The sequence below is a fragment of the Pseudomonas poae genome (genome assembly GCA_028869255.1).
Classification (GTDB): domain Bacteria; phylum Pseudomonadota; class Gammaproteobacteria; order Pseudomonadales; family Pseudomonadaceae; genus Aquipseudomonas; species Aquipseudomonas poae_C.
The window spans coordinates 1,187,542-1,209,399 of the sequence record CP110972.1 but is presented as its reverse complement, the minus strand read 5'-3'; the positions used below and the strand labels follow the sequence as shown (position 1 = coordinate 1,209,399).

General features: G+C 57.8%; 23 protein-coding genes and 3 pseudogenes. 17 read left to right on the top strand and 9 right to left on the bottom strand.

The genetic code is table 11. The features are described 5' to 3' along the window. Nucleotides 1-113 precede the first annotated feature (113 nt). The 9 genes and pseudogenes from LRS56_05735 (at nucleotide 114) to LRS56_05695 (ending at nucleotide 7,571) form a co-directional block, all read left to right on the top strand. Nucleotides 114-449: an RAQPRD family integrative conjugative element protein gene (locus tag LRS56_05735; protein WDU64016.1), complete on the top strand. Its 336-nt coding sequence runs from the start codon at nucleotides 114-116 to the stop codon at nucleotides 447-449. Next, a complete protein-coding gene (locus tag LRS56_05730) occupies nucleotides 446-685 on the top strand; it encodes a TIGR03758 family integrating conjugative element protein (protein WDU64015.1) in 240 nt (79 codons plus the stop codon). The genes LRS56_05735 and LRS56_05730 overlap by 4 nt, the downstream gene beginning before the upstream one ends. A gap of 17 nt (nucleotides 686-702) precedes the next feature. Then, entirely contained in the window at nucleotides 703-1,074 is a 372-nt protein-coding gene (locus LRS56_05725; GenBank protein ID WDU64014.1) for a TIGR03745 family integrating conjugative element membrane protein, read from the top strand. 7 nt (nucleotides 1,075-1,081) lie between these two features. Further along, nucleotides 1,082-1,495, top strand: coding sequence for a TIGR03750 family conjugal transfer protein (locus LRS56_05720; protein ID WDU64013.1), 414 nt, complete (start codon nucleotides 1,082-1,084; stop codon nucleotides 1,493-1,495). Beyond that, a complete protein-coding gene (locus tag LRS56_05715) occupies nucleotides 1,492-2,133 on the top strand; it encodes a TIGR03746 family integrating conjugative element protein (protein WDU64012.1) in 642 nt (213 codons plus the stop codon). The genes LRS56_05720 and LRS56_05715 overlap by 4 nt, the downstream gene beginning before the upstream one ends. Further along, on the top strand, nucleotides 2,130-2,942 hold the full coding sequence (locus LRS56_05710) for a TIGR03749 family integrating conjugative element protein (GenBank protein ID WDU64011.1): 813 nt from the start codon (nucleotides 2,130-2,132) through the stop codon (nucleotides 2,940-2,942). Before LRS56_05715 ends, LRS56_05710 begins: the two co-directional genes overlap by 4 nt. Then, nucleotides 2,932-4,448: pseudogene (locus tag LRS56_05705) on the top strand (TIGR03752 family integrating conjugative element protein). Before LRS56_05710 ends, LRS56_05705 begins: the two are co-directional and overlap by 11 nt. After that, a complete protein-coding gene (locus tag LRS56_05700) occupies nucleotides 4,411-4,827 on the top strand; it encodes a TIGR03751 family conjugal transfer lipoprotein (protein ID WDU64010.1) in 417 nt (138 codons plus the stop codon). The pseudogene LRS56_05705 and the gene LRS56_05700 overlap by 38 nt, the downstream one beginning before the upstream one ends. Further along, entirely contained in the window at nucleotides 4,827-7,571 is a 2,745-nt protein-coding gene (locus LRS56_05695) for a conjugative transfer ATPase (GenBank protein ID WDU64009.1), read from the top strand. Before LRS56_05700 ends, LRS56_05695 begins: the two co-directional genes overlap by 1 nt. A 47-nt stretch (nucleotides 7,572-7,618) precedes the next feature. Here LRS56_05695 and LRS56_05690 read toward each other — a convergent pair. From LRS56_05690 to LRS56_05680, 3 genes and pseudogenes are all read right to left on the bottom strand, one after another. After that, nucleotides 7,619-8,352 (bottom strand): annotated as a pseudogene (locus tag LRS56_05690) (zeta toxin family protein). Next, entirely contained in the window at nucleotides 8,349-8,597 is a 249-nt protein-coding gene (locus LRS56_05685; GenBank protein ID WDU64008.1) for a hypothetical protein, read from the bottom strand. Before LRS56_05685 ends, LRS56_05690 begins: the two are co-directional and overlap by 4 nt. Before the next feature lie 367 nt (nucleotides 8,598-8,964). Next, the gene (locus tag LRS56_05680) at nucleotides 8,965-9,222 is read right to left on the bottom strand and encodes a LasR-specific antiactivator QslA (protein ID WDU64007.1); all 258 of its coding nucleotides are present in this window, start codon (nucleotides 9,220-9,222) and stop codon (nucleotides 8,965-8,967) included. A gap of 169 nt (nucleotides 9,223-9,391) precedes the next feature. Between LRS56_05680 and LRS56_05675 the strand changes: the two genes are divergently transcribed. The 5 genes from LRS56_05675 (at nucleotide 9,392) to LRS56_05655 (ending at nucleotide 13,951) form a co-directional block, all read left to right on the top strand. After that, nucleotides 9,392-9,646 carry a helix-turn-helix transcriptional regulator gene (locus LRS56_05675; GenBank protein ID WDU64006.1) on the top strand — a complete coding sequence of 85 codons (255 nt, stop codon included), beginning with the start codon at nucleotides 9,392-9,394 and terminating at the stop codon, nucleotides 9,644-9,646. Between the two features lie 105 nt (nucleotides 9,647-9,751). Beyond that, on the top strand, nucleotides 9,752-10,708 hold the full coding sequence (locus tag LRS56_05670; GenBank protein ID WDU64005.1) for a TIGR03756 family integrating conjugative element protein: 957 nt from the start codon (nucleotides 9,752-9,754) through the stop codon (nucleotides 10,706-10,708). After that, the gene (locus LRS56_05665; protein ID WDU64004.1) at nucleotides 10,705-12,087 is read left to right on the top strand and encodes an integrating conjugative element protein; all 1,383 of its coding nucleotides are present in this window, start codon (nucleotides 10,705-10,707) and stop codon (nucleotides 12,085-12,087) included. Before LRS56_05670 ends, LRS56_05665 begins: the two co-directional genes overlap by 4 nt. A 3-nt stretch (nucleotides 12,088-12,090) precedes the next feature. Continuing rightward, nucleotides 12,091-12,399 (top strand): hypothetical protein, encoded by a 309-nt coding sequence (locus LRS56_05660; protein ID WDU64003.1) that lies wholly within the window; start codon nucleotides 12,091-12,093, stop codon nucleotides 12,397-12,399. 10 nt (nucleotides 12,400-12,409) lie between these two features. Next, a complete protein-coding gene (locus LRS56_05655; protein WDU64002.1) occupies nucleotides 12,410-13,951 on the top strand; it encodes a conjugal transfer protein TraG N-terminal domain-containing protein in 1,542 nt (513 codons plus the stop codon). Here the strand turns inward: LRS56_05655 and LRS56_05650 are convergent. Continuing rightward, complete coding sequence (locus LRS56_05650) at nucleotides 13,940-14,338, bottom strand: DUF3742 family protein (protein WDU64001.1); 399 nt, start codon at nucleotides 14,336-14,338, stop codon at nucleotides 13,940-13,942. The genes LRS56_05655 and LRS56_05650 overlap by 12 nt on opposite strands. A 456-nt stretch (nucleotides 14,339-14,794) precedes the next feature. Here LRS56_05650 and LRS56_05645 point away from each other — a divergent pair, with 456 nt between their 5' ends. Continuing rightward, on the top strand, nucleotides 14,795-15,121 hold the full coding sequence (locus LRS56_05645; GenBank protein WDU64000.1) for a hypothetical protein: 327 nt from the start codon (nucleotides 14,795-14,797) through the stop codon (nucleotides 15,119-15,121). Between the two features lie 132 nt (nucleotides 15,122-15,253). Further along, nucleotides 15,254-16,212 (top strand): annotated as a pseudogene (locus LRS56_05640) (zincin-like metallopeptidase domain-containing protein). Between the two features lie 131 nt (nucleotides 16,213-16,343). Here the strand turns inward: LRS56_05640 and LRS56_05635 are convergent. Further along, nucleotides 16,344-16,541: a hypothetical protein gene (locus LRS56_05635; GenBank protein ID WDU63999.1), complete on the bottom strand. Its 198-nt coding sequence runs from the start codon at nucleotides 16,539-16,541 to the stop codon at nucleotides 16,344-16,346. Between the two features lie 222 nt (nucleotides 16,542-16,763). On the opposite strand from LRS56_05635, the gene LRS56_05630 reads away from it, so the two are divergent. Beyond that, nucleotides 16,764-18,488, top strand: coding sequence for a helicase/relaxase domain-containing protein (locus tag LRS56_05630; GenBank protein ID WDU63998.1), 1,725 nt, complete (start codon nucleotides 16,764-16,766; stop codon nucleotides 18,486-18,488). Nucleotides 18,489-18,538: 50 nt separating this feature from the next. Here the strand turns inward: LRS56_05630 and LRS56_05625 are convergent, their stop codons facing one another. From LRS56_05625 to LRS56_05610, 4 genes are all read right to left on the bottom strand, one after another. Continuing rightward, entirely contained in the window at nucleotides 18,539-18,796 is a 258-nt protein-coding gene (locus tag LRS56_05625) for a hypothetical protein (protein WDU63997.1), read from the bottom strand. A 91-nt stretch (nucleotides 18,797-18,887) separates the two neighbouring features. After that, entirely contained in the window at nucleotides 18,888-19,661 is a 774-nt protein-coding gene (locus LRS56_05620) for a TatD family hydrolase (GenBank protein ID WDU63996.1), read from the bottom strand. Then, nucleotides 19,661-21,028, bottom strand: a complete 1,368-nt coding sequence (locus tag LRS56_05615) for a hypothetical protein (GenBank protein WDU63995.1) — start codon at nucleotides 21,026-21,028, stop codon at nucleotides 19,661-19,663. Before LRS56_05615 ends, LRS56_05620 begins: the two co-directional genes overlap by 1 nt. Further along, entirely contained in the window at nucleotides 21,025-21,546 is a 522-nt protein-coding gene (locus tag LRS56_05610; GenBank protein ID WDU63994.1) for a hypothetical protein, read from the bottom strand. Before LRS56_05610 ends, LRS56_05615 begins: the two co-directional genes overlap by 4 nt. Nucleotides 21,547-21,858 lie beyond the last annotated feature (312 nt).

Genomic DNA, 21,858 nt, shown 5'->3' with positions numbered 1-21,858 from the left:
AAAATCCCGCAGTGAACTTCCTGAAGAAAAGCGATTCCTCACGTCTCGCTTTTCTTACTGCATCCCCCACCCTCTAACTTGATTCTGACTCCATATCACTATGGGCCAGCATCATGTCGACTTCCGCCTTTCGCTGCTTGTTGCTACTTTCGCTAACTATCGTCCATGGCAGTAGCTATGCCGCATCGGCTCATGAGCAGGAACAGCTCGGCCTGGTCCAGAAGCAGCTCGACATTATCGAACGCCTTGCGACACGAGCTAAGGCAGCCAGCACGGCTGAACCAAACGACCGCTATCGCTTCGACTATCCCCGCCTGACTGAGGACATCCAGCGCATCCGCCAAGGTGTACAGGGGTATCTATTCCCCTCTCGTGCACAGCCCCGAGATCCCGCTGAACTCGTCGGTGACTACCGCATCGACACTCCGCCGCAGGAGCTGTCGCGATGAGCATGACTGACGCCCAGAGCGCTGCCTTCCAAAACGCCTCCGGCTTCTCGACGCAGAACAGTTCGACGTTGTGGCTCTCCCTGGTTCTCGTACTGACCTTGCTGTGGTGTACCTGGGTGATGTGGACGGCTTACCGGGGCTGGGCGGCCGGCAGTGTGCGCTTCGGCGCCTTCGGCGGCAGTGCCGCGCGCGTCTTGCTAGCCCTACTCGTCCTGATGTTCTTCACCCTGTCCTAACCCAGGAGATCGCCGTCATGTTCAAGTACTTTACCCCTCTGAAAAACAACCTGCGTGATCGTGCCAGTCAACGTCTAATTGGCTTGTTGTTGGTGCTCGGCCCAGGCTTCGCCTTTGCCGAGCTACCGACCATGGAAGCGCCTTCCCGCGGCGAAGGCACCGGGTTGATCGAAACGATCAAAAACTACGCCTACGACGGCGGCATCCTGCTCGGCCTGTTGATCGCCCTGCTCGCTTTTCTCGGTGTGGCTTGGCATTCCCTGACCGTCTATGCCGACGTGCAAAACCAGCGCAAGACTTGGAAAGACCTCGGCGCCGTAGTCGGCATCGGAGCCCTGCTGGTGGTAATCATCATCTGGTTCCTGACCAAGGCCGCCGCGATTTTGTGAGGGCGACATGAACGACACTATCGAACGCCTTGCCGACGGCACCTTGGTCTTTCTGCCGGAGCGACTCAATCGTGATCCCGCCGTATTGCGCGGTTTAACCAATGATGAGATGTGGGTTGCACTTGGCGCCGGCGCAGTCATTGGCCTGCTGTTGGGCGTTCCTCTGGCGATCGCCACCGCTTCCATTGCCGTGGCGCCGACTGGCATGATCGCAGGCATGGCAGTGGTGTTATTTGCCGGGGGTACGCTTTTGCGTCGGGCCAAACGGGCCCGTCCGGAGACCTGGTTGTACCGCAAATTCGAATGGGTACTGGCCAGTCGCTGGCGCCTGGGACGCGGCAGTTTAATCCTTCACTCCGGTGCCTGGACGGTTCGCCGTTCGCGTCGACTGCGCCCTGCCCTGTCCCGGTGGCAGCGATGAGTCGCTTTCGGAACAAGGTGGATGCCCAACAGGCCCATATCTTCAGCCTGCGTCTGGCGGTAATGATCCTCGCCCTAATCTGCGCCGGACTCTGGTATGGCTGGCGCTCGGCGCCGACCGATCTGACCGTGCATGTCCCCCCGGATCTGCGCTCGGGCAGCACTCGCAAGTGGTGGGATATCCCTTCAGAAAATGTCTATGCCTTTGCCCTGTACATCTTTGGCCAACTCAACCGCTGGCCCTCGGATGGCGAGCAGGATTACCGCCGCGCCATCTACGGCTTGCAGTCCTACCTGACACCCGCCTGCAAGGCCTTCCTGGACGGTGATTATGAGTACCGCAAGGCCGCTGGCGAACTGCGCCAGCGGGTGCGTGGCGTCTACGAAATTCTGGGCCGAGGCTACAGCGAGGATCCGGAACTCAGGGTCAAGCAACTCGACCGCGACAGCTGGCTGGTCAAGCTCGACCTCAATGCCGATGAGTATTACGCTGCGGAACCGGTGAAACGGGTGGTGGTGCGTTATCCATTACGTGTAGTGCGTTTTGATCTTGATCCCGAGCGCAACAAGTGGGGGCTGGCACTGGATTGTTATCAGGGCACTCCGCAAAAAATCTCCCTGCCTGGAGGTGAGCCATGAAGCGGATCTCTCCCCTGGGAATCACCGTCGCACTGATGCTATGGGGAGCTGCAGCGCAAGCCGTCGAACTGATGCACTGGGACCGCCTTCCCCTCGCGGTCCCTCTGGCGATCAATCAGGAGCGGGTGATCTTTGTCGATGAGGATGTTCGAGTCGGCGTGCCCTCAACCCTGACGGGCAAGCTGCGCGTACAATCAACCGGCGGCACGCTGTACCTGCGAGCATCGGAAGCCATTGCACCGACACGACTGCAAGTGCAGTCGGTCGCAACGGGTGAGATCATCCTGCTGGATATCGCGGCCACTCCTGGTGATCAACCGCTGGAGCCCGTGCGTATTCTCAAGAATGCTCAGGGACAGGCTAGCGAGGCTGAATCTAACACCGTCCCTGTTCCAGAACGCACACCAATCCCGGTCGCTCTGACGCGCTACGCCGCGCAAAGCCTGTACGCGCCGCTGCGCACCGTGGAGTCCCTGCCCGGTGTACGCCGCGTCCCGCCCAAGTTGCGCACCGAACTGCCGAGCCTGCTGCCGACCGAAAACGTGTCCAGCACACCCATCGCCGCCTGGCGACTCGGTGACTACTGGGTAACGGCAGTGAAGTTGCGCAATAGTGGTTCAGAGATAGTGCAACTCGACCCGCGTCGGCTTCAGGCCAAGCTGTTCGCCGCTACCTTCCAGCATGCTTTCCTCGGGCCTGTCGGCAGTGCTGAAGACACCACGATTGCCTACCTCGTCACCCGCGGTGCCGGCCTCGAGCACGCCGTGCTGCTCCCGCCCATTGCGCGAGGTGCTGACGATGAAAGCTAACGCCTTGCTCAAATGGCTGGTACCGGCTGCGTTGCTGGCCGTGGTGTTGATTATCCTGAAAAGCTGGGTCGCGGGTGGCAGCACGCCCTCTCCAGAGCACCCAGTTGGTCAGGGCAACCTTCAGTTATCCGCCGAGCAAGCCAAGTCGCTCGGCATTGCAGGCGATACCCCGCGCGATACGGTTGCCACCCTGGTCGGCCAGGTGAAGGCGATGCGCAGCGACATGCTCGGTTTGAAGAAACACAACGATTCACTACAGACGGAAAACAACCGCCTACGCGAGCGGGAAAACAGTGTCGATTCGCGAATCCAGACGGCGCTTGGCAGTGTGACCCAGCAGGTCGACGAAGGCCGTCGACAAGCCAACGAGGCCCGACTCAAAGCAGAACAAGACAGTCGCCAGGCTAGCGGTCTGCTGACGCAATTGCAGGAACAATTGTCGGGGCTGACCGGCAAAGGCAAGGACATGCCGATCGGATTGGGGCTTGAGCCGGGCGACGGTGCTCAGTTCGAAGCGCAGCATTCTGCCAATGATGCGCTGCAGTGGATTGAACCTTCGGATACTCCCCCACTGACACCCGTGGCAAAACCACGACCTCCTCCGCACTGAGTCTGCCTACCGCCTTCAACTCGCTGGAGGGCCTGAAAGACAACGCTATTGACCGCAGCCAGAAACAGTTGCGCGCGGTCACCAAGAGAGAGCGTGAACTGGCCCGATCCGTTGATCGTACCGAGGGTGCGAAGCCGATCTACACCATTCCCGAAAACGCCACGCTGATGGGATCAGTCGCCATGACCGCGCTGATTGGCCGAGTCCCGGTGGACGGTACAGTGAATGATCCCTATCCCTTCAAGGTACTGGTCGGTCCCGAGAACCTGACCGCCAACGGCATCGACCTGCCGGACGTTGCCGGTGCCGTGATGAGCGGCACGGCGTCCGGTGACTGGACCCTGTCTTGCGTACGCGGACAGGTCGAGTCAATTACCTTTGTGTTTACCGATGGCACCATCCGCACGGTGCCTCAGCCGAAAGCGGTAGCCAGCCGCAACGCCTCCACCACCCAGAGTTCGAACTCCGACAAGATCCGTGGCGGACTCGGCTACCTGTCCGATCCGTATGGCATTCCTTGCATCACCGGCGAGCGCCGCTCGAACGCTCAGCAATACCTCGGCAGCCAGAGCCTGATCACGGCGGCCGGCGCCGGTGTCGCCGCTCTCCTCGGGGATGAGCGTAACAACAGCAGCGTGATCAGTTCGGGCGGCAGTACGCTCGGGGTCACCAGTAGCACGGGCAACAGCGCGCTGAACTCAATTCTCAGTGGTGGGGTCAGCGACATCCGCGAGTGGGTCAACAAGCTGTATGGCGAGGCCTTTGCTGCCGTGTACGTGCCACCGGCAGCACACGTCGCACTGCACCTCGACCATGAGATCACCATCGACTACGAGCCCAAGGGCCGGAGCGTTCGCCATGAAAAAGACCGTAGCTCCCTGTCTGACCTGGATTAGCGTGTTCTGCTTGTTCCTGGCGGGGTGTTCCACCGACAAGGACACGCTTTTGCCGCATGGCGAGCAAACCATGCTGGACATCTGGAACGGCGCCGGTTCGCAAGGCACTCAGCAGCAACTGCTGGATGCTCGGCAGCAGTTGCGCCGCCCGTTGGTTCGAGCAGACTTCTCCGTTGCTCTCCAGGAACCGTACACGCGTACAGCGGCGAACGAGATCCGCAACCTGTTCCCTCGCCTGCCCAATCCCGATCTGGTGCTGTACGTGTATCCGCATTTGAGCGGTACCGAGCAGGCACCAGTCCCCGGTTACTCGACCGTCTTTTCGCTCTACCAACGGGTGCAGTACGCATTGCCGGGTGAACGTCAGGAAGACTTGTAGTGCATACCGGCGATTCGGGCAAGCGCACTCCCGCGTGGAAAGCCTGGCGCAATCCATTGCGCCCTCGCGCCACCTTGGCCGATGAAGCCGCACTCTATGCGCACAATCCCAGCTTCACCGATCATCTGCCGTGGGTCGAATACCTCGACACCGAGCAGTGTTTTCTGCTGGATGACAATCGCTCGGTGGGTGCGGTGTTCGAGTTGCTGCCTATCGGCACCGAAGGGCGCGAACCCGATTGGCTGATGGCCGCCCGCGATGCCCTTGAGGATGCCCTGCAGGATAGCTTTGCCGAGCTGGATCAAGCGCCTTGGGTAGCGCAGTTTTTCTGCCAGGACGACAACGATTTCACCTCCTATCTGACCCGACTCACCGACTATATCCGTGACAGCGCGCGAGGCACGGTCTTCACCCAGGCATATTTGGAGCTCAGCCGCCGTCATCTGAAGGCCATCGCCAAGCCGGGTGGTCTGTTTGAGGATAAGGTGGTGACGCGCCTGCCCTGGCGTGGCAATAACCGACGGGTACGCCTGGTGGTCTATCGCTGGCTCGAGTCTGACGGTGAGGAAACGGGGCTCACCCCCGTGCAATCCCTGCAACAGGCTTGCGAACGAATCGGTGCTTCGTTGCAGGTGTGCGGGGTGCAATCGACGCGAGTCGATGGCCGCGGTTTGCATGCCTGGTTGTTGCCCTGGTTCAATCCAGCGCCGAAGCTCACCGATGAAGCGCCCGAGGAGTTCTACCGCCGCGTGGCCTATCCGGAGTCGGGCGACGGTGAATCGCTGGCACTGCCCTTCGACCACGACTTTGCCGAGCGGCTGTTCTTCAACGAACCGCGTTCGGATGTGCAGCACGGACTCTGGTTTTTCGACGATCAACCCCATCAGGTCATGGTGGTGGACAAGCTGCGCCGGGCACCGTCGATTGGTCAACTCACCGGAGAAACCCGTAAGGGCGATGCAGTCAACGCCCTGTTTGACCAGTTACCTGAAGGCACGGTGATGAGTCTGACCCTGGTGGTCAAACCGCAGGATGTGCTCGAGGACCAGTTAAACCGATTGGCGCGAAAAGCCATCGGTGAAAACCTGGCCTCGACCCAGACCCGTCAGGATGTCGAAGAGGCCCGCGCGATCATTGGCCGTCAGCACAAGCTGTACCGCGGCACGCTGGCGTTTTACGTGCGCGGTGACGATGAACAGCAATTGCACCAGCGCTCGGTCAGCCTTGCTAACGCGCTGTTGGGCGCGGGGCTGCAACCGGTACGTGAAGGCGATGAGGTCGCCGCCTGCAACAGCTACCTGCGTTGGTTGCCGATGGCTTTCAACCCGGCCCGCGACACTCGTAACTGGTACACCCGCCTGATGTTCGCCCAACACCTGGCGAACCTGGTTCCGGTCTGGGGCCGCAGCACCGGCACCGGCCACCCGGGCATCACCTTGTTCAACCGCGGCGGCTCGCAATTGAGCTTCGACCCTTTGTCACGCCTGGATCGGGCCATGAACGGTCATCTGCTGTTGTTCGGTCCCACCGGTGCCGGCAAGTCGGCGACCCTGGTCACCCTGCTGATGCAGGTCATGGCCGTGTACCGCCCTCGCCTGTTTATCGTCGAGGCCGGCAACTCATTCGGCTTGCAGGGAGACTACTTCGCGACAGAGGGCCTGTCGGTCAACAAGGTCCGATTGAAACCAGGCGCCTCGGTCAGTCTCGCCCCGTTCGCCGATGCTTGGCGCCTGGTCGAGCAGCCGGATCATGTGGCGAGTCTGTCGATCGATGAGCTGGACGATGAGGTGGTAACCAGTCACGAAGACCAGCGCGATGTTCTCGGCGAACTGGAAATCACCGCCCGCCTGATGATCACCGGCGGCGAGGCCAAGGAAGAGGCGCGCCTGAGTCGAGCCGATCGCAGCTTGATCCGAGAGTGCATTCTCGATGCGGCGCAGACCTGCGTCGCCGCGGGCCGACAGGTACTGACCCGCGACGTACGCGACGCCTTGCTGGGCGTCGCCGCCGATCAGCATTTACCAGAGAAGCGTCGCGAGCGTGCCCAGGAAATGGGCGAGTCCATCGACCTATTTTGCCAGGGTTTCGAGGGTGAACTGTTCGATCGCGAAGGTACGCCTTGGCCCGAGAGCGATGTGACCATTGTCGACCTGGCCACTTACGCGCGCGAAGGCTACGAGGCACAGATGTCCATCAGCTACATCAGCTTGATGAACACCGTGAACAACCTCGCCGAGCGCGATCAGTATTTAGGTCGGCCGATCATCATGGTCACCGACGAGGGCCATATCATCACCAAAAACCCGCTGCTGGCGCCCTTCGTGGTCAAGGGGACGAAGATGTGGCGCAAGCTCGGCGCTTGGTTCTGGCTGGCGACGCAAAACCTTGCCGACTTCCCCACTGCTGCGCAGACCATGCTCAACATGATCGAATGGTGGATTTGTTTGAATATGCCGCCGGCGGAAATTGAAGAAATCGCTCGTTTCAAGAAGCTTTCACCGGCGCAGAAAGCCTTGTTGTTCTCCGCCAGCAAAGAGCCTGGCAAATACACCGAAGGAGTGGTGCTATCGAAAAAGCTCGAAACACTGTTTCGAGTCGTACCGCCCAGCCTCTATCTCGCCCTGGCCATGACGGAGCCCGAGGAAAAAGCCGAGCGCTGGACACTGATGCAGGAGAATGGCTGCTCAGAGTTGGAAGCGGTTTACCGGGTAGCTGAACGGATTGATAGAGCGCGAGGAATATAGCCAGTATAAGGGAGGTGCGGCGCTCCGGGCGTTGGTCAATCCGGCAGCTAGCCGTTGGACACCTTTTCAACGTAGGCATCCATGAACCAGTCAGGGACCTCATCAACCTTGAATTCAAGGTCAGTCCCATCCGTAACTTCGGCCAGCAGCACCAGATCGGCACCGGAGTTATCGAAGATGTAGGCCCGGTTCGAAGCTGCAATAGCCGCAGGTAGCAGGCTCAGGCAACGGCCATAGCGCTGGACAATTTTTTCTGTGGGAACTGGGTGCCCACCTGCCGCGACACGGTTCCTGACCCTGTTGATATTGATGTCAGGGTCTTCAGTTGCCACAAAGTAGAGGTAGGTTCGGTATCCCGACTCTCTTGCTTTGAGCATAAAAGCGATTTTGTCGTCGCTAGACATCACCGTTTCGAAGGTGAAAGACAGCTGGACTTCGAGGAGCTTGTTCCGAATGAAGTCAGAGAGCACGGAGGCAAAATAAGAGTTCATCGCGACCGTCTGGAAATTCAGGCCGTTGCTGCTAAAGCCTATTTTGGCCGCCTCCTCATCGAGGCCGGCGGACCTGACCAGCCGATGCGCCCTAATGAAACCGAGGACCTCATCACACTCAGCCACCAGTTGAAATCACTGAACTCCAGACGACCGTTCTCTTTGGCAGCCTTCTCGATTTCATCCGGGTTAATGTAGATACCGATCAGGAGGGAAGGGATGGCACTTTTCATCGTGCTCTTGCCGGAGCCGTTGGGTCCAGCAAAGACCCTCAACCGAGGGACAGTCATGAGCAGCGGCGCACCTTGATTACGCCACCCTGCGTCACTTTGTGCTTGGGCTTGGCCACCCGAATGACTTTGTGCTTACCGTCAGCAGTCGTTTCAACAAGCATGCCGTTCATGACTTCCATCACACTGCGGCCGGCAGCCAGGGCGTTGATATAGGCGGTATTGATGGCGCCTTCAGCCATGACCGGGATCTTATCCTCCAGTCGGCTCACCAGATCGTCACTCAACACTCGTTTGGCTTTCATATCGCGCTCCACGTTCTCAGAGCGTGCAGAATCTGCACTTAATCAGAATCTTAGCTACGTAAACCTGTTTGTAACAGGACGAAAGCTACTTCTGTCAGCCCTCATTCTAAAGGAATGGCGTCTGGAACCATACCTTTCAAGAGATTTTCACGCTCAATGCATGACCGGCGACATTTGAAGCAAGTGCCGCCCTTGGTGCCGCACCCAAATCAGGGAAGCGCTATCTCCTACCAAGTGTTTCAGCCGTTGGACAAAAACGTAGAAGCGACTACCGCTCTTTAACTGCAATCGGTTGGTCTGCGCCGTTGTGGCCAGATTGAGTGCAAACCAGCGATCAAGACGATGCAATCGCCTATGGCCAACAGGGTTACTGTGACGCGCTCCGAAGCCGTTGCTGAATCCTCAACAGAAAACCGGCTTCAAAAGCATCTTGGCAGTCACCGACAGGAAGGGTCTTGCGTGTTTGCGCCAGCTCCCACCACAGTGGAATCTCGCCGGGCGTATCAAGCCAAGCCTGAGCGCATTGCACGCCACGTTCGATGATCGGGGCAAATTCGTTGCCCCAAGGTGTCAGAAGACTTGGGCAACCATCCGCCGCAGGAATTGAAATGTAGTTTTCGTCCATACACACCCTAGATTTCTGATTTATTGTTAGACGCTGGGCCCAGCTTCGAGAAGCTTAACGACACCAAATGAACGCTCGATAACAGGCATGAGCATCAAATGGCCTAGATCAATGCCAATGTAGACTATATCCCGTGGATTGAGAGTCCCTCAAGGCGCAATTTGCGCGCATGACTCAAGACTACGAACAGCTTCGTCTGCAGCTGGCGGCAAACATCCGCTTGATGCGACGCGTGAAAAAACTTACCCAAGAGCAGCTCGCACTCATGGCCGAGGTGGATCGCACCTACGTCAGTCAAATCGAGCGATGCACGGGCAATCCGTCGCTGTTGGTCCTATGCAAGCTCGCCAATATTTTCGAAATTACCGCAGATCAGTTACTTGTGGAACACGATATCCTGCGCAGCGCCCTTCACGTCAAATAATAGTCTCACGTTTCACAAACCCGATAGATCCGCCTTCATAATTTCCACTGACAGTCTTCAGTCCCTAGCCGAACCTGCCCAGGCCATCCACCGAGAGCCTGGATCATGCCTGTTGCCTGCTCGTCAATCCCGCCCACAACGCTACGGCCCTTGGCGCTAAGCGTCCTGCTGGCGTGCGGCCCAAGCGTGGCGCTGGACACCGGGAGCATCACGTCCTCCGTGCTTTCTCCAAGCTGTCTCGACTACAGGGTCGTCGGCATTTGTTTCTGGCTCCTCTGCACGCCCTTCGGCTGCACCGTAAAAACCTCGACCAAGGTTCGTCATTTCATTCCTGAGGTGGTGGTCTCGAGCTACGCCACCACCGGCAATAACCCCTGGACCGAGATGGCCACCCTCTCCGCTCCCATCAGCGGTGCGGAAGGTGGCGGCAACCTGATCACGCCGAACACCCGCCGCGACAACCTGCCCCGTTTCAAGAACGTCGATGGCATCGGCCACCCCGGTGGCTGGGCTGCAACGCAATTGGCTTCGCAGTCCGGCTATGCCTGCGCCAGCGGTGCAACTGCATTCATGCCTTACTACCTGAGTACCCTGGACTCACTGGCCTGGCGCAATGGCATCCCGGAAAGTTTCTACCCCGAGTCGCTCATACCGGGGATCCATGAAATCGGTAGTCAGGTCTCGGGAAACATGTGGGGCAACGTTTATCCCCGGCAGGGCTTTCTGGTACAGCCCGACGATTTCAAGGCGGCCGCAGTCATGGCGCAACGGGCCGGCGATGTGATGACCCGCAACTGGCAGCCGCATGTGTACTTACCACTCACGCCCGCCAAACGCGACGGCTATTGGCCACCTGGCCCGATCGTTGAAAACGACGCTTCGACCCACAAATGGCAATTGCTCTACCCCCAGGTTCAGCCGACGTGCGCCATCTTCCCCAGCGATCCGCTACAGAGCGCGGATGGCGGCTACGCCTGGTCGCTGTGGCGTCCCTATAGCTGCTGCAAACGTGAGGGACAGACCTTCCTATTCAGCATCGACTTCGAAGGCGGTGCTTCATGAGTCGGCTTCTCGCACGACCTTGGTTGGGCGCGATGAGTCTATTGCTCTGTGGACTGCTCGCCATGGCCACTCATGCCCACGCCGCCGAAGGCGATTACCGCCTGGGTACTCAAGGCGAAGTACTCGACGACCGAGTGATGTACACCATTGGCGGCGGCTCGGCAGTGGGCTCACCGAGTTCGCTTTACCGACCCAGTGGTCTCGGTGTCGGCGGGTCATGGCGAGCGAACATGATGTGCGGAAACATGAGCCTCACCAACACTCTGCAAAACCAGCTGAACGGCGTCACCGAAGGTTTCCAGCAAATCATGGGCAACATCGTGCAAAACGCGACCCAAGCGGTGATGTCGCTACCGGCGTTGATCATTCAGCGCGCCAACCCCGGCCTCTATGAGTTGCTCAGTAACGGGGTGATGCAAGGTCGGATCGACTTCGACCGCTCCAAGCTAACCTGCCAGGCCATGGCCGAAAAGATGGCGGATAAGGTCGGTCAAGCCGGTTGGGGCGCGCTGGCCAAGAACCAAGAAATGCAAGGCAATCTGGAGCAAACCGGCGGTGATGCGGTGGCCGCGGTGAAAAACACCGAGGCCCATAACGGCAACAATGGGGTGTCCTGGGTCGGCGGCTCAAAGGCCGGAGGTAACGGGCAGACGCCCATTCGGGTGACTTCCGACGTGGTGCGCGCGGGCTATAACCTGCTGCATAACCGAACGGTGGATGACAATGCATCGATCAGTAATAGCGATTGCCTGGGTGGGGCTATTTGCCAGACCTGGGCCTCTCCCCAAGAGGCATCCGAATGGGCCGTACGCGTGTTGGGCGAGAGTGAAGTCGCGACCTGCGACACCTGCGAAACCCTGCGTGCGACCGCTGGCAGCGGATTGACGCCACTGATCCAGGAGGCCTACAGCGAACGCCTCAAGGCCCTGCAAGGGTTGCTGTCGGGCTCTCTGCCGCCTACCCCTGACAATCTGACTAAAGCCTCCAGCCCGATGCTGCCGGTGACCCGTGGTGTGGTTGAAGCCCTGCGCGACGATCCCGACCAGGATCTATTGGCACGGCGCCTGGCCAGTGAGACGGCCTTGTCCAGCGTGCTAGACAAGGCGCTCCTGCTACTGCGCACTCTGCTGGCGGGCAGCCACGAACCCAACATCGCCTCAGCCGAACCGGCACAGACGGCCTTGACGAAAAACATCGACACCCTGGAGCGCGAAATTCGCCTGTTGCAAACCGAGCTGCAGGTACGGCAGATGCTGACCACCAGTACGGCCAGCCTGGTACTCGATCGGCATGCCGGTGGTGCCGATGCTTCGCGTACCGTCGAGCAAGGCGACCCCGAGCCCGGTCGACTTAATGATGCTGACGCCAGGCGCAAGTGAGCCATGAAACGCTCACCGCTATTCACTTTGCTTTCGAGTCTGGGGATTGCCGTGGTAATGATCCTGACCGCCGCACTAGTCGCATGGATCGGCCGCACTGCGCTGGGCAGCTTCGAGGCCTGGCAGCAGGCATTCGAATCCGTTCGGCCCTATCTGCGGTGGTGGCGTGCCCTGCTCTACGGCGCCCTCTTTGCGCTTTGGTGGGACCTGCTGCGGCGCTACCGACATCGGCCACAGGATCGACTGCGCGTTCAGCGCATCGGGACATTAGGACTCGTGCTCTTGACCGTCGTCGAGTTCACCCGACTGTGAGATCACCACCATGCTCATGAGCACCAACAGCTACCTGGAGTTTTACCTCTCTCTACTGGCCTGGATCATCAACAACGGCCTCTGGAGCGTCCTGTCCGACACAGGGCTGTTTGCCGCGCCCTTCGGCGCGATCATCTTGCAAGAGTGGTTGTCGGCCCGTCAGCAAGGCGCGGATGAAGGCAACAAGGGATTGCTCTCGGTGCCACGAATCGAGAACCGGCTGTGGTTGGCCTACATCATCGTATTGTTCGGCTGCGCGCCGGTCTTTCCGCTAAACCTCTCTTCAATGGCGTTCGATGATGCAGCGAGCCAACGATGCGGCGTCAGTGTGGCCAAGCCAGCGGAAACCGCTTGGGGGACTACCTTTAACACCATAGGCGAACGCTCTGCCAATGTGCCGATCTGGTGGTTTCTGGTGCATGCCTTGAGCAAAGGTGTGACCGCGGCGGCTACCGCCTCCATCCCCTGCACACCGGATATCCGACAGATGCGGATGGAGATCGACAGTTCCCGAATCGACAGTCAGGTACTGCTACAAGAAATCGCCGACTTTACTCGCGATTGTTATGGCTATTCCCGCTCTCGGCTGTTCACCAACCGTCCGCAGTTGGATAAGGCGCAAAGTCATGATGCGTCCTGGATCGGCTCAAGCTATTTTCTCGACACTCCGGGCTACTACGACACCGATCGCTCGCGCACACCGCGAGTCAACTGGCCGTATGACGAAAGCCGCGATGTTTCCTTACCGCGGCTAGAGAATGGCGCGGGCTACCCCACCTGCAAGCAGTGGTGGAATGACAGCGGTGTCGGGTTGCGAGAGCGGTTGATTGAGCAAGTCGATCCTTCGCTGCTGACTCAGTTGAAAGGCTGGTTGACTGGCCGCTCAAGCAACGAGATTGAGGATGCGACTTTGCGTGAGCTGGTCAGCCCGCGCCAGCAATCAATGTCCATGTCGCCCGGACAGGTGTACCAGGACTATGGCTCTAGCGCTCGTGGCGGCTCGATCAATCAGGGGCTCAATAACCTGGCCACCAACACTGGGCTGGCCCTCGGCTCCTTCAGCAACTTCCCGGCGATGAATGCGCTACGTGCCGCACTGCCAATGGTGCAGGCCTTCCTCATCATGGGCGTCATCATCAGCTTGCCGTTGATCCTGCTGGTCAGTACCTACCAGCTGAAGACCGTCATGACGGTGACGTTCGCGCTGTTCACGCTGCACATGTTGAGCTTCTGGTGGGAGCTGGCACGCTGGGTCGACTCCAGCATGCTCGACACCTTGTACAACCAGGTGTCGGCTTCCAACCAGGTGCTGTTGTCGCTGCCCACATCCGGACTTATGGATGGGACGGTCACCGCGCAGGTCATTGAGTATGTGATGGGGGCGATGTTCATCGTGCTGCCGATGCTGTTTCTAGGGGCCATGAGCTGGGCAGGATATTCAGTCGGCAACGGGATTCAAGGCATGTTGGCGAACGGTATCAAAGCAGCAAGTGACTCAGCGAGCAAAGGTACGGATCAAATATTGGGTGCTGCTAAGCGCTCAATTAGATGACTTGCTGTCGCCTATATAATGCCCGTTGTCGTCGAAGTCACCGATGTAGAGGTCAGCACCTAGATAGTCTGGCCCTGGATTTTTCTCTTGTTGATCGGCACCAATAAAAGCCCTGAGCCATAGCAAAGTAATGACAGCCAGCATCATCACAATGAAAGTAACCAGCCAAGCACTGACAAAGAGCAATCCTCCGATCAATGCCAGTTTGGCAATCAGAAAGCTCCCACGAACTATTAATTTACCTGCGGGCATACCTGCTGACACCGCACGCTCAGCCACGCGGGACTCAAACGCTTTCAACTTGCGATACCCGCGCTTTATCGACATGCCACAGATATAGGCCCAGCGGTGGGCGCGGGAAACTTGAACAGGGTTCTGAGTCGGCATGGTCTCGCCCTCTTCTGAGCGTTTTCATGGTTGAGACAGGAGTAACAGCCTACTACTGAAAACTGTCCGTGCCTGACCGTTTATCAGGTTACCCAGCCGAAAAATCTTCACTGGAAGACAGCAGACAAACCTCGTGAAACAGCTTCTCTACAGTGATTGACCCATATCAATCGTCCGGCTAAATACAAGGTACGGATCGCTGTTATCGACAGCACCTTCCCAGGTAGCCAGAGCCTTCAAGGCTACGTCACTTCGGTGATGGCTCTCCCCAAGTGCGATTAGCGTTCGGTAGCTCGCACGGTGACCGTTTCTGCGGTGATGAACGCCTACTGCTCTCCTGAGCACCTGTCGAGCTCTGCTCGCCAGGCCAACCTTCTTGTTTTTCTTCAACCCACCGCGGGGAAATTCTTTCCTCCCACGGGACAGGTTTCTTCGCGTTTTCAACGGAGGCACACCATGTCCGACTCACTTACACCGAAAGCACTGAACACCCTTCGGCTGCCCATTGTGTTCACTCCTGGGGCTTGGCAACACGCAGTACTGCTCGAGCGCTCCGATCACGCTGGGAAGCTGCAGGTCGATCGGCTGAGCCACGTAATGCGCGCAGCCTTCGAAGCCCACCTGGCCTCTCCACACGAGCCCTATGTGCTGTTCGATGTAGCCATTGAACCAACCGATCACTTAGACCACGACCTATTGCTGCAATTGAGTCTCAGCCTACTCCAAGAACCGGGTCAGCCTGCCGCCTTGCTGATAGCGCTTGCAGGAGAATACCAGCGCTAAGCGCAATTGGCGGCGCCCACCTCCACATTCGGACGGCATGCAAGACCTGCATCAATCCAACCCATCACCCAACCGGGGAACCCTCCCCCGACGGGCAAGGCGTTCCTCCGTTTTTCTCTTGAGGAAAATTCCATGCGCGATATCTACCAAGACGTGACTGACAAGATCGTTAACGCGTTAGACCAAGGCGTTGCCCCCTGGATCAAACCCTGGTCCTCAAGTGGCTCAGCTGACGTCGGTCATCAACCCTACCCCATTAACGCCATCACGCGTCGTCCGTATTCGGGCATCAATTTACCGTTGCTCTGGGCTGAGGCCAGGTTGCAGGGGTTCACTCAAGATCGTTGGCTGACCTTCAACCAAGCCAAAAAGGCCGGTGGGCACATTCGTAAGGGTGAGCACAGCGCCCTGGCAGTGCTCTACAAGCCGATGGAGCGCGAGGAACAGACCGAGTCAGGCCTACCCGTACTGGATGAAAACGGTCAGCCCAAGGTCGCTCACTTTGGCATTCTCAGGACGCATTTTCTGTTCAACATCGAGCAAACGGAGGGGCTCGAAGCGCTCAATGAAACCCAGCTCGAAACGGAACCGACGGATCCCTTCCAGGCCAACAGCTTTGCGGAAAATCTGCTGTTAAGTTCAGGTGCACACATCGTTCATCGGCCTGCCGACGAAGCCTTTACCACCCGATCAGGGATCTCATCCAACTGCCGACAAAAGCACAATTTCACGATGAAGGTAGGTACTACGCCACCGCACTTCACGAGCTGACACACTGGACCGGGCATCACTCTCGGTTGCAGCGCGAAGGCGTGACGTCAGCCTGTCCGTTCGGCTCGCCAGGCTATGCCTTTGAGGAGTTGATCGCCGAGATGGGCGCTGCGTTTTTATGTGCTTACGCCGGCATTCAGGGAGAACTGAGGCACGAGGGCTATATCGATTCCTGGCTCGGCCTGCTCAGGGCTGACAAACGCGCGATCTTTCGTGCCAGTGGCCAGGCCCGAAGCGCCTCGGAGTATGTACTCAACCTGGAACAGCAACTGAAGCAAGCGGTCTTGGATGACTCACTCTGCATGAACGACGGCGCTTGATCGTTACCTCACCACTGCAAACGCTTCACAGGGTCCAACACGAGTTGGACCCTTTTTTAACGCCCAGAAAAATCCCCATGCCGCAGGGCTCTGACGCAAAGAAACGGAGATGGGCACACACCCGCAGCCTGTCATTCCGCATCCAGGTTCTGCGCCAGAAAATCCACCAGTTCAAGCGGACTCCGGCTGTCGATCACTTTGTAGATCAGATCGCGTTTACTGCGCGGCAACTTCTTGACCACGCTCTTCGCCGAGGCCCTGACGGCTTCATCGGTCCCATGGATACGTGCCGCGAGCAGTAGCACGAGCGTGGCGTCAGTGAGGTTCATGGCAAGACCCAAAAAATATGCACCGCAGTGTACCGACTCTTTTCTTTTCCGTACTAGCCCCCCAACAAATCGATGCCTAGCGGTATCCATATTTCGATTGCCGCACAAAGGGACACAAGCCAAAAGGACGGGTAAGGGTGGAAAGGAATGGGGAGTCAAGGGTAAGAGCCCTATCCGAAAAGGCTAAAAGGCCACTGACCCAGCGACTTCCCGGAGGTGACGATGCTCAGTCTGTTTCGCCATAAAAGGCAGAAGCCCTCTCCGCCACCGACCGTGAGCGTTGCCGAAGGTTACCTGCCCATCGAGTCGGCCCACAGCTTGTTAGCAGCGGAACACCGCCGTCAGTTACTCGATCGCATCTGGCAGTACACCGCTCTATCTCACGCGCAGTTCATCCAGCTCTATTTAAATCCGATCCATCGCTACGCCGAGCAGGTCCAGCAACTCCCGGCCAGCGAGACGCACCACCATGCATATCTCGGCGGCATGCTCGACCATGGGCTGGAACTGGTAGCTTGCAGTTTGAAACTGCGTCAGTCTTATCTGCTTCCGACCGGTGCCGCGCCCGAAGACCAAGCTGCTCAAACCGACGCCTGGTCGGCGGGTATTGCTTATGGCGCCCTGTTGCATGACATCGGCAAGATCGCCGTGGACCTGCTGGTCGAACGCCAAGATGGCCGTCTTTGGCATCCTTGGCAGGGCCCGCTGGATCAGCCCTACCGTTTTCGCTACCTCAAAGGCCGCGACTACCACCTGCACAGCGCGGCCGCAGGCTTGCTCTACACCCAAATTCTCGACCGCCCAATCCTGGACTGGCTCAGTGGATTTCCGTCGCTGTGGGCCTACCTTCTGTATGTCCTGGCGGGCCAATACGAACGTGCCGGCGTGCTGGGCGAATTGGTCATTCAGGCCGACCGCGTCTCCACCGCGCAGAACATCGGTGGCAACCCGAGCAAGGCGCTGCAAGCGCCGACTCATTCGTTGCAATACCACTTGATCAGCGGACTGCGTCATCTGGTTCAACACGAGCTGAAACTCAACCAGCCAGGTGCCGCGGGTTGGTTGACTCAAGACGCACTCTGGCTCGTCAGCAAGGCGGTCACGGATAAACTGCGAGCCTATCTGCTGGCGCAATCGGTTGAGGGCATTCCCTCATCCAACATCGCGGTGTTCGACGAACTGCAATCGCATGGTCTGGTCGAGTCCACACCAGAAGGCAAAGCCATCTGGACCGCGCTCGTCGTCCAGGGAAACTGGCAGCAAACCTTTACCTTTCTGCGCCTTCAACCGGCGTTGATTTGGGGAAGTGAAGACCGCCCCGAGGCTTTCAACGGAACGGTGAGCATTGCACTCGATGACAATCAGCCCAACGCTCCGGTATCACCACCAGCCACCAAGGCTGTCAATACAAACTCAACTCAAAATCCATCACAGCCAGATCCCATGACGATGGAGGATGCCGACTACCTCGGCACGTTGCTGGACATGTTCGAGCTAGAGGAGCCAGAGGCCAGTGACGCATCGTCAGCAAGCGCTCTCGAAATCTCAACTCCTCTTTCGAGTAGCCCTGGCCAGGCATTCCTGAATTGGGTCATGAAAGGCATCCAGAGCCACAAGCTGATCATCAACGACAGCAAGGCTAAAATCCACACGGTGAGCGGTACTGTGTTTCTCGTAACACCGGGTCTTTTCCAACGTTATGTCCAGGAGTTTCCTGGCATCTTCAAGGGTGTCGATCAGGAAATTGAAGAATGGCGTTGGATGCAGAAGCAATTCGAGAAACTGAAAGTCCACAGGAAGCGTGGTGACGGATTGAATATCTGGACGTGTATAGTGCAAGGTCCCAGGAAGAAAACGACCTTGAAGGGGTACTTGATTGCGGAGCCGATGTCACTTTTAGAATTGATACCGCCAGATAACCCATTTCTCGCACTTGATGAGAGGTAAGTATGTATCTATCGTGGGGCTTGGCGCGAAAGCGCCGCCCCCTATCGCAGTCACAACTTTGCCGCTATAGCCTTCAACCTTTTACTTTCGCGTGCGACCTTGATCTGTGCCTTCCCCTCTTTGCTTACTCGAATCGAGGTAGCGTATTGAATGATGGAGTCATAAGCCTCCTTGCCCGTTGCCTCATACCAGCCGGATTTATAGATCAGCAATCCCGTAGCAACCATTTCGTTTAGCCTAGGGTAGTTCGCTACTCGGTCCTTAATCAGCGTCTTCATATCTGCAACGTCTTTTTCTGTGAGTGGCATTGCTGCAATCCTCATCTTTTAAACAAATGATAATGAGAAAAAATTGGTCGCGAAAATAGGTCCAGCCCCATCAGCGCACCATAGAGTCTATCTATTCCCCGTGTTCTAACAAGGTGCGTAGATTATCCCGTACGGTCGCGGCGATCGTGGCAGGGGCAACGTTATGCAGGCGCGCGAGCTTTTCAACAACCACCTCAACATCTGCTGGTTTAGAAGATCTCGAGCCGGTCTTGGTAAAAGGTCCATCTGTTTCCGTCAACAATCTGTTTATCGGGATCGTGGAGACCACGGTCACGTGTCTCGGATTTTCCAGCATCGCGGCGTTTATCGAGAAATAGCATCCCAGTTCGAGCGCGCGTGCAGCCTCCGATTTCGTGCCCGTAAACCAGTGGAGTACCACTTTTCCTCGTAGAGGTGGCAAATAGGACTCGATGTGATCGAGTACGATCTTAGCCGATCGGACGCTGTGGACCGTGATGATCTTGCCCCCTGCTTCCGCGCAGCGCTGCAGAACATGCTGAAAGACTTGCTTCTGCAGATCAAATGACTTGTAGAAGCGCGGCCCCGCATCTAGGCCTACCTCCCCAACATAACGCGTCTCTGGCAGATATCGATCCCACAGATCGAGCTCGCCAAATCTTTCCTCAACCAACTGCGGATGAAGTCCCAGCGCGGCGCGCACGTAACGCGTGCGCTGGGCTAGCTCATGATTCCGTGGCCACGCTAGCGGAGTCGTCGTCACAGCCAACGTGAACACTCCCGCATTCTCCGCCTCTTGAACCGCGCCTGGATGATCCGGGTACAGATCCAAATGACAGTGAAAATCCACAAGGCCAGCTGTAACGCTTCTATCCGATCCCGACATCAGCGTGGCCTCGTCTCAACGCCATCAATCAGCCGAGCAACTTCTTCAAGGCCTCGACGATAAACATCGGCGAGCTGATCGAGGTGCGCAACCTCGTCGACGAGCGAGCCCGGCTTATGGATTAGGAGGTTTGCGAGTTGTGGCCGCCCACGCAGACGTTCGATCGCGTACTGAAAAGACCTTACTTGCTTACCCGTAGACTCACGGGTGTCCAGGATATCGGCGCGAAGATCGGGCACCGTATAGGTCGTCTTGTCCACTCCCACTCCCCATGCGCCATCTAATGCGGCACGTCGAATCAAACAGGGCAAACAGTACCCGCAATGCTCAATACCTAAACCCTGCCAGCGTCCTTTTGTCGGCGATGAGCACGACAGCGAATCCGGTGCGAGCTGGGTCAGCAATGGCTGACTACGGCAATTTGATGCCATTTCCCCTTTGGTTTTGTCCCAGCAAGGGTTATTGATACGTCCGTTGATATCCAGTTCAACAAGCAGCTCGTTCCAACGCCCCATATAGTAGGGATGAGTGGTGCGTGTGCTGTTTGAACCTAGGCGCAATGGGTCAAGAGGAACGTTCAACGCAATCAGCCCGTTCTCAGGCACCTGCAGTACGAAGGCCTTGTCCAGACCGGTTCCAGCAAACACACCCAGTGCGAAGAACAGAAATGAACGGCCCCGCGTGCTGTTCTCAGATCCGACATTCTCGACCAACCCATCGTCGAATGTCATGCCCACGCGCAAACGCTCAAATGATGACTTGTTGTAGTGTTTCTTCAAGACACCGAAGAGCTTACTTTGAGCATCGCTGGTTGCGCTTTCACCAAAGTGACTGACCAGGAGCGGTGTCGCTCCGGCCTCCAAAAGATCAATTGCGCCAATCAAACTATCCAAACCACCTGAGAACAAACTCACGGAATCGAACGGTGGTGCGATCAAGGTAGGAGGTGCTTCTTGTGCGATGAAAGCGAACCTAGGCGGCCGCGCCCGAAATCCGATTGTCCAGCGGTCGCCGGTCAAGAAATTCAATATTTTCGTCAGAGTTGGAACTGCGCCAGTCCAGCGCTCTGGTTCGCTAACTGGAATGACCAGACGGATTTCCCGCGTCCACGAGTCCTGCGACTGTTCGACACGAGATATACGGGTGTCGGCCGCATGGACATGCGCTGCGACCACCAGCAGATCAATGCCAATCTCCGATGGGAAAATGCCCAGTTTCTTCAAACTCGTCAGGGCACTTCCAATGCCGTGATCAAGCGACTTATCCCCCACAACCATCTGCAGCAAGGTCCGCTGTTCGTCCGCGCCCATAGGAATGTCGGTATCGTCGTCAAGTCCGAGGCGACCAGCAATGAGTTGTCGTTTCATTGGTCCGCCTCTGCGTCACCGAGCGATTGTAGGATAGCGAACGCGGACTCGTACACAGTGTCCACGAATGACTGGATGCGCTCCGGGGTCAAATGTGGAGATTCGCTACGCGCCCTCGTGAGCGCATCGCTAACACCCCCTCGGATGAAATCGCGTAGTTGGGCTTCCACACGGTGTGCCGCCTGCGCGCTTGTTGGCATCGTTACCGCCTTCGTGCCGATGTCGTTGCAAATTCTCGCTTCAATGGCGTGTGTTGTATACAGCTCGAACACTGTTTGCATTTGGTCAGGAGTGAAGGTTGAAAGGTCCGTTAGCCCCTCGGTGGTCAATTCAATGATTGTTTCGATGTACGCCTCACGCGCGATACCTTCGTCGACGGTGCCTGCCCCAGGACAGATGTAGTCGGCCAAACCGACGAAGATCTCTGCTATGGGACGTCCTGCGAGTGACTCAAGCTCCAACGAGCGTAGCGCTTCACGCACACCACGGGTTTGCGCATCTGCCAAAAAACCCAGCAATCTAGCTCCGGCACCACGTGAAGCCCCCATGCGCTGTGCCGCTTGCCGTGCGCCTCCCGAGGATGTGGAAACGTAGCGCGAGACAGCGCGTCCAAGGCTAGCGCGGTCAGTACCACCCGACCCGGCAAAACGGGTAAAGCTACTTCGTGCTCCAGAAAAACGTTGAGGATCGGCCGAAGCTGGAATAGCCGGCCGATTGGGCGCTACTGGAGGCGATACGCCATCAGCCGGTGCGACGCCGTTGGCTTCCCCCCTTCGCCTGTGGCAGGCGACTCTCCCAACCATGAAGGCACCAGCGGCGTACCGCCGCCC